The sequence below is a fragment of the Lewinella sp. W8 genome (assembly GCF_004375085.3).
In the GTDB taxonomy this organism is placed as follows: Bacteria; Bacteroidota; Bacteroidia; order Chitinophagales; family Saprospiraceae; genus Neolewinella.
This window is the reverse complement of record NZ_SNAQ03000011.1, coordinates 36,546-49,121: the sequence shown is the minus strand read 5'-3', so window position 1 is coordinate 49,121 and position 12,576 is coordinate 36,546. Positions and strand designations below refer to the sequence as shown.

Genomic DNA, 12,576 nt, shown 5'->3' with positions numbered 1-12,576 from the left:
AAAAAATTGACCCTCAGTATATTTACGTTGATGCAAGACAGCAAAGTAGTACGGCAGATTGCGGCCATGGACGGCCGGGAACGGGAGCGGCTCCGGCAGTTCGTGGACAGTCCCTACTTCAACCGTCACAAGGCCACCCAGCAACTGTTGGCCTTCATCCTGAAGGAGCTGGGCAAGACCCGTCCGCGCATCACCGAGGAGCGGGCCGAGGCGGTGCGCGCCAGGGCGAACACGGGGCAGTCATTGAGTGACCTGCAGTCCGGACTGATGAAACTCGTCAACCGCTTTCTGGCCGTGGAACAGCTCCAGGAAGAGCCCTTCCGGGAAGAGGTGCTCACCCTCAAGCGTACCAAGGAGTTGCACCGCTATCGCCTGCTGGAGAACCGCGGTAAACGGCTGGACAAGCGGGTGGATCGCCACCCCTACCGCGACGGAGACCTGCACCTGGCGGCCTACGAATGGAAGTCCATCAACGGTTACTACCAGGGCAACGTAAACCGTTCGGATACCCGAGAGATGCAGGCCATGTTGAACCACCTGGATCGCTATTTCATCATTGAAAAACTACGGCATGGTTGTCAGTTGACCTACAACATGCTCCTGATGAACACGCAGTATGATTTCTTTCTGTTGAAGGAAATCATGGAATACCTGCGGGGCGAAGAAGGGGCAGCAATGCGGGCGTCAGAGCCCTCCATCGACTGTTACTTCCACATCATGCTGAGCCTATGGGAACCCGAGGAGGAGCAGCATTACGAAAGGATTCGGCATTACCTCCAGGAGGGGATGAGTAAGTTGCCCCTGAAGCAACAGAAAGATATATTTAGTTTCGCCAGTAACTACTGTATCCGGAGAATCATGAGCGGGCACGCCGCCTACCGGATGGAGCTGCTGGAGCTCTACCGCCGTCGCCTGGACACGGGCATCATCTACGACGAAAGCGGCGAGATCAGTGAGTGGGAATACAAGAACATCGTCACGTTGGGCTCGGCCACCGGAGAGTTCGAGTGGACGGAAAACTTCATCGAAGACAACCGCGAACGCCTGCCCGAGAAAAAGCGGGCCAACGCCTACGCCCTCAACAAGGCTCAGTTTCTCTACACCACTAAGCGCCTGGACGAGGCGGCCAAGCTGCTCATTACCGTGACGGACTCCGACGTGAAGTACCACCTGGCCCGGGTGCTGCTGGAAGTCCGGATCGCCTACGACCAGGAAGACCAGGAGTACGCCCTGAACCTGCTGGAGACCTTCCGACTTTACGTGCGCCGGAACCGCAACATCAGCACCAAGGACAAGCGGAGCTACAGCAACTACATCCGCTTCACGAAGCAGCTGGTGAACCTCAAGCACCAGTTCGACTACATCGACCGGGAGACCTACGACAAGAAGATGACCAACCTGCACCAGACGGTGCAGGACACCGAGCTGCTCGTGGCCAGGCAGTGGCTGATCAAGGAGAGCACGCCGATGGCGATGGCGTAGGGGGGGCTAGTTGCTGGTTGCTGGTTTGCTGGGGTTAATTCTCGAGCCTTTGAGAGGGTGTTTTGAGAATAGATTAGTCCTTCAGTTTCCTTAATTACGCGGCTATTTGATTCCGGAGAATCATGCCCAACCGTTGAAACTTTGTGATGGTTAAGATGAACTAGCCCTTAACGGCCCGCCGCACTACCTATCTTTACCCCGATGAAAAAACAGAGAGAGGATCTGATCTACGGTCGGCATCCGGTGCTGGAGGCGCTGGGGAGTGACCGGCCGGTGGATAAGGTATTCCTGCAGCAGGGCACACGGGGCGACTTTGAGAAGGAGCTGCGGCACCTGTGCAAGGAAAAGGAGGTACCCTTTACGATCATTCCGCAGGCGAAGCTGCAGCGGATGGTGCGGGGAAACCACCAGGGGGTGGTGGCCCAGTTGGCGGCGGCCGCCTACCAGAAAACCGAAGACCTGCTGCCCCTGATCTACGAGCGGGGCGAAACGCCCCTGCTGCTGTTGCTGGATGGCGTGACCGACGTGCGTAACCTGGGGGCCATCGCCCGCTCGGCGGAGGTCTGCGGGGCCCACGGCATCATCATCCCCCAGAAGAACAGTGCGGGCCTGACGGCCGACGCGGTGAAGAGCAGCGCCGGGGCGCTGCTGCGGCTGCCCGTCTGCCGGGAAAAGAGCCTCGTCAATACCGTGGAGTTACTGCGGATGAGCGGCGTCAAAGTGATCGCCAGCGACCTCCAGGCGGATAGGTACCTGCACGAGCTCACGCTCACTGAGCCGCTGTGCATCGTGATGGGGGCGGAGGGAGACGGTATCTCCCCGGGCGTAGCCCGGGCGGCGGACGTCACCTTCAAAATCCCGCAGGCCGGTACCCTGAACAGCTTCAATGTCAGCGTAGCGGCGGGTATCCTGCTGTGGGAGGCGATGCGAGCCCGAATGGGGAACTAGGACATTAACTTCCTTTAAACTGCTGGATAATCCATTTCAGGCTACTCCGCTTCTTTGGAAGGAAAGATTTCACCAGGCTGATGAGGGCCTTATTACCCGTTCTCCTGGCCACTTTGAGTGGGCTATCCGCGCTGAAGCCCGCCCGCAGGGTGGGGTCCGCGCCCTGCTCCAGCAGATATTTTGTGATTTCAAGTCGTTCCTGGGTGATGCTCTCCAGCAGGGGGGTAGTTAGGAATTCCGGGTGCTGGTAATTGACGTTCACCCCACCCTCGACGTGGTATTTGACGAGCGCGAGATCGTTCGCGAAGATGGCGTTGAGGAGGTCTTTCCAGTCGCCAGCGGCCATGGAGGGGGAGGGTTAACGGTTTACGTGGTTGGTTTGCAATGATAAGCCATCTCGCCAAGAAGGGGGGAATAGGTGAGGTTCCCTAGTTAAAGGGACCGTGAATCAGCGGTTTGGGGTCTTTTTGGAAAGGTGTGGATGCCGCGGGTCTCGAGAAGAACTTTTTCTGGTGGAATTGACGTAAAAACAGTAACTTTGAAAAACAAAGTACTTTTAAATGATTATTGCCGTCATCATCGCCTACATCCAACGCTACGAATTCGGACACGAGAAGGACTTTGTGCCGCCGATCACCGGTATTCACCTCGCGGCCATCACGCCAGCGCAGCACGAGGTGCGGGTCATTCACCAGCAGGTAGACGCAATTGATTATGATACTGACGCCGACTTAATCGCCATCTCCTTCTTCAGCGGCTTCGCCAATGCGGCTTACCACCTGGCGCGGGCGTTCCGGGAGCGGGGAAAGATGGTGGTGGCCGGAGGTCCCCACGTGACCTATAATGAAACGGAAGCCCTGGAGTTCTTCGACGCCGTCGTGACCGGGGAGGCGGAGAACGTTTGGGAGCAGTTACTGCAGGACGCCGAGTTTGGGGTGTTGCGGAACATCTACCGGGGAACACCCTGCGACATGCAGGATCTTCCCACCCCGCGTTACGACCTACTGCCGGATAAGTTCTTCATCAAAAAGGTACTGCAGGCCACCAGGGGGTGTCCCTTTACCTGTTCCTTCTGTACGGTGCCTTCCCTCAATCCTGGCTTTCGCTTACGGCCCGTAAAGGACGTGGTGCGGGATGCGGCCTACGACGACTTTCCGTACTGGTGGCAGCGGAAGATCGTCTGGTTCTGGGACGATAACCTGACGATCCGGCGACCGTACATTCGGTCGCTGCTGCAGGAAATGATTCCCCTGAAAAAATGGTGGTTGACGCAGGCCAGCATGGACATTGCCAAGGATCCGGAGTTGCTGGACCTGATGAAGGCCTCGGGCTGCATCGGGGTGTTTCTGGGCATCGAGTCGTTCGGCAAGGAGTCTTTGCGGGACGCCAACAAACGACAGAACAAGGTGGAAAACTATCAGGCCGCGATCAGGGCCATCCGGAGCCGGGGAATTGCGGTCATGGCGGGATTCATCGCGGGCTTCGATAACGACGACCGCGAGAGTATCGTGGACATGGCCGACCGGCTGATGGAAATCGGCGTAGACGTCCCCTTCCTGAGCATCATGACGCCTTTCAGGGGTACGAGTTTGTACGAAAAACTGCGGGAGGAGGACCGGATCCTCACGGATCGCGACTGGAACTACTACAACGGCTACAACGTAGCCTTTCAACCCAAAAACTTAAGTCCCGAAGGCTTACTCGACGCCCACCGCACGCTGTGGAAACGGAGCTTCGGGCCGGTAAACTCGCTGAAGCGGATCTTCCGGGCGCTGCGCCTGAGGAGAGGAGCGCTCCTCATGGTCTTGTTCATGAACGCCTTTTACTGCGCCAAGCGTATCCGGGGGAATTACCCGGTGGATATGTCGAAAAAGAGACCTGCGGTTCCCCTTCGGGACTATGCGTTGAGTGGGGAGTGAGTGACGATGAAGTGCGGGGGAATTTTCCTTGGTTTTGGGCAATGAAATCATTGATTTGGATTGCATATCTGTATGGAAAAAAGTACGGCCCTACACCGCTTGCACACCAATCTGATCAATGCGGTAGCGCCGGATTTATCCGGCGAAAGGCCTCTCTTCAAAAAGAAACCCTCACCCCTAACACCTACTTTTTCACCCGGTCCTCATTCGCCTTGATGAAGCCCTCCCAGCCGCTAAATTTCTTCCCCTTCCCGAGGGGGGAGCGACTCTGGTAGTAGTGACACAGGGCGGCGCCGAGGGCGTCGGTGGCGTCTTCCAGGTAGCGGGAGGTGTCGAGGGAAAACTCACCGGAAAGCATGGCGGCCAGCTGCTCCTTGCTGGCGTTGCCGTTGCCGGTGATGGACTGCTTGATCTTGCGGGGAGCGTACTCGGTGACCTCCACCCCGCGGCCCATGGCCGCGGCCATGCACACCCCCTGCGCCCGACCGAGCTTGAGCATCGACTGGGGGTTTTTGCCGAAGAACGGACTCTCGATGGCCATCACCGCCGGCTTATGAGTGTCAATCACCTGGGTGAGGCGACGGTGGATGGTGGCCAGGCGCTCGGCGTGATCCTTGAGCTTACCCAGCTTGAGGGTGCCCAATTCCACCACCCGCCGCGACTTGGGGTGCACCTCCACCACCGCAAAACCCAGCACCACGGTGCCGGGGTCAACGCCCAGGATACGGTAGGTGGGCTCAACGGACTTTTTAGGCTTGGCGGAAGGCAATGTCGTAGTTTTGGGTGAGGAATTAACGGCAGGTTGTCCTTACTGAAAGGCTGGGGTTGAGGGTTACCATTCTGACAATCAAAAGATCATTGAGGTCACCCAAAATGACCGCTTGCGTCCTCGAAGCGTCCGAAAAATCGGAGATTTTGAGGTCCTTTGCGTGTCGCTAAGGCCTAACCCCACGTTACGGGTATTAACAAAGAACCGACGGCGACGCCGAACCAACAAAAAATTTGAGCAAAACCGCGAATAAAATTTTTTTAAACGTCCGTACGTCCACCTGGATGCGGGCGCTGACCGTGGTGGTGATGCTCGGATTCGGGTGGCAATGCTACCACCTGGCCCGGCGGGTGGACTTTGGGGAACTGCTGGCCCGCCTGGGTAGTCCCTCCGTCTGGCCCTGGTTCGTCTTGGTGCTGGCCATGATGCCACTGAACTGGTGGCTGGAGGCCCGCAAGTGGCAACTGCTGCTCCGGCCCTTCCTGGCCTGGCCGTTTGCGAAAACCCTGCGGGCGACGATGGTGGGAGTGAGCCTGAGCGCGGCCACCCCGAACCGCATCGGGGAGATCGGTGGGCGGATGCTGATGGGCTCCCGCGAAGAAGCGGGCAGCATTCTGACCTCCAGCCTCCTGGGCAGTGCGGCCCAGTGGGTGGCCTTCCTCCTCCTGGCCTGGCCGGCCCTGATGTGGACGGCCGGTGATCTCCTGGCCGACCGCATACCCTTCCCCGTCGCGCTGCTCTGGCCCCTGGGGCCGGGGGTATTATTGCTGCTCTGGTTCGGGGGGAAGCCCCTGCTGGTGAAGATCATCCGTTGGGTCAGTCGGCGCTTTTCCTGGAACAATGCCCCCCTGCTGGAAGGTATCCGGGAGGTTAAATTTGGTTTAATGATGCGGGCGGGAGCGTACGCTTGCCTGCGTTTTTGCGTTTACTGTATGCAGCTCCATATTTTGCTGGGCTGCTTCGGATTGGAACTCCCCCTGCTGGAGGGCATGGCCGGCATTGCGGCCATTTATCTCGTGCAGGCCGGGATTCCCCTGCCGCCGGGGCTGAATCTGGTAACCCGAACCGAGCTCGGTTTGTTACTATGGAATACGGAGCCGGGGGCCGGAATCGCAACCGTACTGGCCTTTGGCAGTTTATTTGCCATCAACGTGCTCTTGCCCGCCCTGCCGGCCTACTGGCTTTTGGTGAGAAAAAAGAATTTGAGATGACAACCCTACTTACGAGACTTAGCCTACTCATGGCGCTGGCCCTGACGGCCAGCCTGGCGACGAGCATCGCTCCGGCTACCTCCCCAACCGCATGGCTCTCCCCCGAACGCACGGCACCTGCGACCTCGCCCAACGCCTCCACCGCTCCGGATTTTCATCCCCCCATGTCCCTGCCGGACATCTGCGACGCTGATAACCTGACCTTCAAACCGGGAGAGCGGATCGTCTATAAGATCTACTACAACTGGAATTTCGTCTGGCTGCCGGCCGCCGAAGTGACCTTCCTGGTGCATGATCTGCCGAACTATTACCACGTGATGGTGCGCGGTGAGACTTACTCGAGCTACGAGTGGTTTTACAAGGCGGCGTACAACTACGAAAGCTACCTGGATAAGGAGACGCTGCTGCCCAACATCCACATCAAAGAAGTAAAGGAAAAGACCTATTCGCGCTACGATCGCACCACTTTCTACCAGAAGGAAGGCCGGGCGGTGAGCGAACGGGGTAAGACCCGTGACGACCTCACCGAGAAAACCATCCCCCTGGAGGGCTGTATGCACGACCTGATCTCCATCGTCTACTACGCCCGCAACCTGGAGTACGATGAGATGAAACTGAACCAGGAAATTCCCATCGAAATCCTCATGGACCAGGAAGTTTACCCACTCAACATCAAGTACCTCGGACCGGAGGAAGACAAAAAGGTGAAGGGGCAGGGACGCTACCGCACCCAGAAATTTAGCCCCCAGCTCATCGCCGGAGAGGTATTTAAGGAAGGGGACGAAATGCAGATCTGGGTGAGTGACGACGAGAATAAAATGCCCGTACTGATTGAATCGCCCGTAAGCGTGGGTAGCATCAAAGCCGTGCTGAAAAGCTACGAGGGACTGCGGTATCCGATGACGGCAAAAATCGAATAGCGTATGTTTTCCCGTCTCGGAGTCACCCTGATTGTTGCCGCACTCGCCTTTTTCCTGGGCGGAGCCGTGTTTTGGGGTTTTAACCAAGATAGACACACGGAAAAGGAGTCTTCCACCGTGTTACTGGAGCGAGTGCGCAACGTGCTCAAACTGGTGACCGTGGAGGGGGACGTCAGTGAACTGTATCATTCCGATCAGGCGCGCGAAGTGACCCTGTACCTGCCGCTGCCGGCCCGGTTTTCCTTCCGGAAGCAGGCCTCCGTAGAGGTGCGGGGTACGGTGCTGGTGGGCTACGATCTGGAGCAGTTGCAACTGCGGGTAGACGAAAGCCAGCAACGGGTGTACCTGCAAAACCTGCCCGAACCCGAAATTCTGGCCGTGGACCACGAGCTCATTTACCGGGACCTCAACGAAAGCTGGTTCAACAGCTTCACCGCCGAAGACTACAGCGAGCTCAACCGGAAGGCGAAGGAAAAGCTCCGTGAAAAAGCTCTGGAAAGCAAGCTGCTGGAGGCCGCCCGGGAGCAGGGCGACGGCGTGCTGGAAACGGTAGCCTACCTGGTGGAGGGTGCGGGTTATGAATTGGTGCTGGAAGGCCAGGCCCCGCCGCGGGAAGTGGAGTAATGGTGGGCCCTGAAAGGGTCCTCCTACCTGAGCAAGGTCTGCAGTCGAGGCGTTAGCCACGAACCAGGACCTTGCGGGCACCACCGCAACATCCAAAACCACCCCACCCCCCGCCCAGAAGTTTTATCTTCGCGGCATGGCTGCAAAATCTCCCTTTCCCCGAATCGGTATCCTTGGTGGCGGACAACTGGGCAAGATGCTCTGTCAGGCCGGTGCCGACTGGCACTTACCCCTGCACGTGCTCGACCAGAACCACAGTTTTCCCGCGGCGAATTACGCCAGCGTCTTCGTGAGCGGTGATTTCCGCAACAAACAGGACGTACTGGAATTTGGCCGTAAGATGGACGTCGTGACCATCGAGATCGAACACATCGATACCGGGGCCCTCCACGAACTGGAGGCCGCCGGCGTGAAGGTGTACCCCCAGCCAGACAAGATCGACCTGATCAAGGACAAGGGGCTCCAAAAACAATTCTACGCCGAACACGACATCGCCACGACGGACTTCGAACTCTTCGACGATGCCGATGCCGTGCGGGAAGCGGTGGCAGCCGGTCGCTGGTCGTTGCCCTTCGTCCAGAAGGCCCGTACGGGTGGTTACGACGGGCAGGGCGTGGCCATCATCCGCGACGAAGCAGATTTGCGGGACAAGCTGTTGCCCGTGCCCTGCCTCCTGGAAAAAATGGCCGACATCGATAAGGAGCTGGCGGTCATCGTGGCCCGCTCCCCCTCCGGAGAACTGGCCGTTTTCCCGACCGTAGAAATGGAATTCCACCCCACGGCGAACCTGGTGGAGTTTCTCGTCTGCCCGGCGGCCATCGTGGCGGACGTCAACGCCAGGGCCGCGGCCCTAGCCCGGGAGGTCGTCACCCAAATGGAAATCGTGGGGCTCCTGGCCGTGGAACTTTTCCTGACTAAATCCGGCGACATCCTGGTCAATGAAGTTGCTCCCCGCCCGCACAACAGCGGGCACCACACCATCGAGGCTTGCATCACCAGCCAGTACGAACAGCACCTCCGGGCCATTCTGGACCTGCCCCTCGGGCGGACGGATCTGCTCCGTCCCGGAGCGATGATTAACCTCCTCGGTGCCGAAGGCCACCGGGGACCGGCCCATTACGACGGCTGGGAAAAACTGTTGGCCATCCCCGAAGTCTATCCCCACCTCTACGGCAAAGCGGAAACCCGCCCCTTCCGGAAAATGGGCCACGTGACGGCCCTCGGGGATACCGTTGCCCAGGCTCGCGCCCGCGCCCGCGAGGCGCGCGAAGCCGTGCGCGTCATCAGCCGGTAGTTACTGGCCGGAAATTATGGAACGATTTTGGTGGGAAAGCGTGCAACGGTCCCGGAGGGAGTTCGTCCATCCGGGGTAGAAGCGTACTTTATGGTGCGCCGGGATATTCTTGTCCTGACAAAAACCTAACTTTAACCGGAAGACCGTAGAACACGGCCACGATTTAACCCCACCCAAACGCATACCATGATTACCCGCCTGTTTTGCCTTGGCGTACTGCTGACTTTCTCGCAGCTGCTCCCCGCACAAGGCCCCACCCGCATGTTGTCTCAACCCGCCCTGAGTGAAGACCACGTGGTCTTTACCTACGCCAATGACCTCTGGATTGCGGATCGCGATGGCAAGAACCCCCGCCGCCTGACCATCGACGAAGGAAGAGAAGCCACCCCGGTATTCTCACCCGACGGAAAACTGATCGCCTTCTCCGGAGAGTACGATGGCAACGTAGATGTTTTCACCGTCTCCGCCGAAGGGGGCATTCCCAAGCGCCTGACCTGGCACCCCGGAGACGACGTGGTGTCCGACTTTGCCCCCGACGGTCAGGGCGTCTTCTACGCCACCCGCCGGGCGTCCTTTACCGGCTACCACGCCAAACCCTTTACGGTCGGCCTCAACGGCGGGTATCCCGAACCCCTCGGCGTGCCCACGGCCTACCACGCCATGTATTCTGCCGACGGAAAGTACCTCGCCTACAACCCTCTGCCGGAAGCCTTCCAGCAGTGGAAAAACTACCGGGGTGGCCGCTTCTCCCGGATCTGGATTCAGGACCTGTCGGATAACTCCGTCGAAGAAATTCCCATCCCGGAGTCTGGTGCCAACGACGTCCAGCCCCAGTGGGTCGGCGGGAAGGTGTACTTCCGCAGCGACCGTAACGGCGAGTTCAACCTTTACGTCTACGATCCCGCCACGAAGGCCGTAGAGCAGCTGACCAACTACGAAGATTTTCCCATCCTGGACCTCGGTTCCGGAGCGGGAGCACTGGTCTACGAACAGGAGGGCTTTCTGCACATTTTTGATCCGGCCACCAAGGCCTCCAAACGGATCGACATCAACATCAAAACTGACCTGCTGGAGCGTCGTTCCCGCATCGTCAGCGGACGCCGCCACATCCGCAGCGGAGGAATTTCTCCCTCCGCCGCCCGTGTGGTGATGGACTACCGCGGAGAAATCGTTACGGCGCCCGTTGAGGACGGTGACGTCATCAACCTGACCAATACGCCGGGCGTACACGAAAGCTACCCGGCCTGGTCTCCCGACGGGAAAACCATCGCTTACTTCTCGGATGCGTCCGGAGAACACCAACTGCACCTTTACGACGTGAAGTCGAAACGAGCCCGGGAAATAAAACTGGGCGGTACGGGCTTTTACGCCAATCCCCACTGGGCCCCCAACAGTGAAAAACTGGCGCTGGTCGACAATGGCCGTAACCTCTACGTGGTGGAAACCACCAGCGGAAAAGTCAGCAGAGTGGACGCCGACGATCATTACTTTCCCGGTGCCTACCGGGACCTGTTCGGTAGCTGGTCCCACGACTCACGGTGGTTGGCCTACACCAAGATGACGGAAACCAACTTCGAGCAGGCACTGATCTACGATACGGAGACCGGAACGATCAAGCCCGTCTCGGACGGGCTGTCCAACGTCACCGAACCCACCTTCTCTCCCGACGGGCAGTACCTCTACCTCGCGGCCTCTACGGACGCGGGGCCGGTGGTAAACTGGTTCCAGCAGTCCAGTGCGGACATGCAGTCGTCCAACGCCATCTACCTGGTCACCTTGCGGAAGGATATCGTGTCCCCGCTGAAGCGGAACAATGATCAGGAGGTGATCGAAGACGAAGCGGACGAGGAAACGGAGGAATCCGAAGAAGAAGAGTCTTCGGTGCAGATTGATTTTGCGGGCATTGAGCAACGCATCATTGACCTCCCGATCTCCCCCGGAACCTACTACAATCTGGCCGCCACCAAATCGGGCCTGCTGTTCATCAGCCAGGGTGAAAACGGGGGGCAATTGATGTCCTTTTCCCTCGATTCCCGCGAGGCGGAACCGGTCATGTCCAGCAATGGATTTGAAATTGCCGGTAAAGGGGAGAAAATGCTCTTCGTCCGCAACGGCCGCTGGGGCGTCGCGCCGGTCGGTAAGAAATCTGACGATTTTATTGACCTGAGCGGTCTGCGGGTCAAGGTGGATCCGATGGCGGAGTGGAAAAACATCTTTTACGAAGCCTGGCGCGTCAACCGGGATTACTTCTACGACCCCGGTATGCACGGAGTAGACTGGGATGCCATGAAGGAGAAGTACGAAGTTTTTCTGCCCCACGTCACCAGCCAGCGGGACCTTTACGCCGTCATGCGCTGGATGATGAGTGAGCTCGGGGTCGGGCACCACCGCTTCAGCGGTCCGGCACCCCTGAGCGAAGGCCCGGATCGAGTTTCCGGCGGTATGCTGGGCGCCGATTACGAGGTGGTCAACGGCCGCTACCGGATCAAGAAAATCTACGGCGGACTGAACTGGAACCCGGACATGCGCAGTCCCCTCACCGAACCCGGCGTCAACGTTGCTGAAGGGGAGTACATCCTGGCGGTGGACGGGGAAAACCTGGCGGGATCGGATAACATTTTCCGCCTGTTTGAAGATAAGGCCAACCGCAACGTCACCCTCACCGTAGGGCCCAACCCCGACGGTAGTGGTGCCCGCGACGTGGTGGTCACCACCATCCGGAGTGAGAACGGCCTCCGGAACCGCGACTGGGTGGAGGGCAACCTCCGACGGGTGCACGAAGCGACCGACGGCCGGGTGGCCTACGTCTACGTCCCCAACACGGCCGGTGCGGGACACGCCTACTTCAAGCGGTACTTTTTCCCCCAGGTAGACAAGGAGGCCATCATCGTGGACGAACGCTTCAACGGCGGCGGTCAGATCGCCGATTACTACGTGGAGCTGCTTTCCCGTCCGTACCAGAACAGCTGGACCTACCGCTACGGCAAGGATCAGCACGCTCCCCTGGCGGCCATCCACGGTCCGAAGGTCCTGCTGGTCAACGAAGCGGCCGGCTCGGGTGGTGACCTCTTTCCCTACCTCTGGCGGCAGTACGACCTGGGGCCCATCATTGGCAAGCGTACCTGGGGTGGCCTGGTGGGCGTGCTGGGCTACCCGGAATTCATCGACGGGGGCTCCGTGACGGCGCCCAACGTGGCCTTCTGGGATAAGGACGGCTACCGCGTGGAGAACGAGGGCATCGCTCCGGACATCGACGTGGATCAACTACCCGCAGAAGTGATGCAGGGACGCGACCCACAGTTGGAGCGGGCCATCGAGGAAGTGCTCAAGATGCTGGAGCGTAGTCCGGAGCCCACCTACGAACGTCCGCCCTTCGAGAAGCGGGGCACGGGGCTGCGGAACAACTAAG

The 12,576-nt window shown here is 59.0% G+C and carries 10 protein-coding genes; 8 read left to right on the top strand and 2 right to left on the bottom strand.

Features of this window, described 5'->3' with window-relative positions:
* The first annotated feature begins 30 nt into the window (after positions 1 to 30).
* On the top strand, positions 31 to 1,482 hold the full coding sequence (locus E1J53_RS13340) for a hypothetical protein (protein WP_134272948.1): 1,452 nt from the start codon (positions 31 to 33) through the stop codon (positions 1,480 to 1,482).
* 201 nt (positions 1,483 to 1,683) lie between these two features.
* The gene (rlmB, locus tag E1J53_RS13335) at positions 1,684 to 2,430 is read left to right on the top strand and encodes a 23S rRNA (guanosine(2251)-2'-O)-methyltransferase RlmB (RefSeq protein WP_134272947.1); all 747 of its coding nucleotides are present in this window, start codon (positions 1,684 to 1,686) and stop codon (positions 2,428 to 2,430) included.
* A 4-nt stretch (positions 2,431 to 2,434) separates the two neighbouring features.
* On the opposite strand, the gene E1J53_RS13330 is transcribed toward rlmB, so the two are convergent.
* Complete coding sequence (locus E1J53_RS13330; protein ID WP_134272946.1) at positions 2,435 to 2,776, bottom strand: ankyrin repeat domain-containing protein; 342 nt, start codon at positions 2,774 to 2,776, stop codon at positions 2,435 to 2,437.
* Between the two features lie 214 nt (positions 2,777 to 2,990).
* On the opposite strand from E1J53_RS13330, the gene E1J53_RS13325 reads away from it, so the two are divergent.
* Positions 2,991 to 4,349, top strand: a complete 1,359-nt coding sequence (locus tag E1J53_RS13325) for a radical SAM protein (protein WP_134272945.1) — start codon at positions 2,991 to 2,993, stop codon at positions 4,347 to 4,349.
* Between the two features lie 184 nt (positions 4,350 to 4,533).
* Here E1J53_RS13325 and ruvC read toward each other — a convergent pair whose 3' ends face one another.
* The gene (ruvC, locus tag E1J53_RS13320; RefSeq protein WP_134272944.1) at positions 4,534 to 5,118 is read right to left on the bottom strand and encodes a crossover junction endodeoxyribonuclease RuvC; all 585 of its coding nucleotides are present in this window, start codon (positions 5,116 to 5,118) and stop codon (positions 4,534 to 4,536) included.
* A 233-nt stretch (positions 5,119 to 5,351) separates the two neighbouring features.
* Here ruvC and E1J53_RS13315 point away from each other — a divergent pair, with 233 nt between their 5' ends.
* From E1J53_RS13315 to E1J53_RS13295, 5 genes are all read left to right on the top strand, one after another.
* Positions 5,352 to 6,329: a lysylphosphatidylglycerol synthase domain-containing protein gene (locus tag E1J53_RS13315; protein WP_134272943.1), complete on the top strand. Its 978-nt coding sequence runs from the start codon at positions 5,352 to 5,354 to the stop codon at positions 6,327 to 6,329.
* Positions 6,326 to 7,249: a DUF3108 domain-containing protein gene (locus E1J53_RS13310; protein WP_134272942.1), complete on the top strand. Its 924-nt coding sequence runs from the start codon at positions 6,326 to 6,328 to the stop codon at positions 7,247 to 7,249. Before E1J53_RS13315 ends, E1J53_RS13310 begins: the two co-directional genes overlap by 4 nt.
* 3 nt (positions 7,250 to 7,252) lie before the next feature.
* Positions 7,253 to 7,873: a DUF4230 domain-containing protein gene (locus tag E1J53_RS13305; RefSeq protein ID WP_134272941.1), complete on the top strand. Its 621-nt coding sequence runs from the start codon at positions 7,253 to 7,255 to the stop codon at positions 7,871 to 7,873.
* Between the two features lie 136 nt (positions 7,874 to 8,009).
* Entirely contained in the window at positions 8,010 to 9,167 is a 1,158-nt protein-coding gene (gene purK, locus E1J53_RS13300; RefSeq protein ID WP_134272940.1) for a 5-(carboxyamino)imidazole ribonucleotide synthase, read from the top strand.
* A 186-nt stretch (positions 9,168 to 9,353) separates the two neighbouring features.
* Positions 9,354 to 12,575 carry a S41 family peptidase gene (locus tag E1J53_RS13295; RefSeq protein ID WP_253931694.1) on the top strand — a complete coding sequence of 1,074 codons (3,222 nt, stop codon included), beginning with the start codon at positions 9,354 to 9,356 and terminating at the stop codon, positions 12,573 to 12,575.
* The last annotated feature ends 1 nt before the right edge of the window (position 12,576 follow it).

Bases quoted from the DNA above. Each gene is read 5' to 3' on its own strand.
- E1J53_RS13340 (WP_134272948.1), top strand. From the start codon at position 31: ATGCAAGACAGCAAAGTAGTACGGCAGATTGCGGCCATGGACGGCCGG.
- rlmB (WP_134272947.1), top strand. From the start codon at position 1,684: ATGAAAAAACAGAGAGAGGATCTGATCTACGGTCGGCATCCGGTGCTG.
- E1J53_RS13330 (WP_134272946.1), bottom strand. From the start codon at position 2,776: ATGGCCGCTGGCGACTGGAAAGACCTCCTCAACGCCATCTTCGCGAAC.
- E1J53_RS13325 (WP_134272945.1), top strand. From the start codon at position 2,991: ATGATTATTGCCGTCATCATCGCCTACATCCAACGCTACGAATTCGGA.
- E1J53_RS13310 (WP_134272942.1), top strand. From the start codon at position 6,326: ATGACAACCCTACTTACGAGACTTAGCCTACTCATGGCGCTGGCCCTG.
- E1J53_RS13305 (WP_134272941.1), top strand. From the start codon at position 7,253: ATGTTTTCCCGTCTCGGAGTCACCCTGATTGTTGCCGCACTCGCCTTT.
- purK (WP_134272940.1), top strand. From the start codon at position 8,010: ATGGCTGCAAAATCTCCCTTTCCCCGAATCGGTATCCTTGGTGGCGGA.
- E1J53_RS13295 (WP_253931694.1), top strand. From the start codon at position 9,354: ATGATTACCCGCCTGTTTTGCCTTGGCGTACTGCTGACTTTCTCGCAG.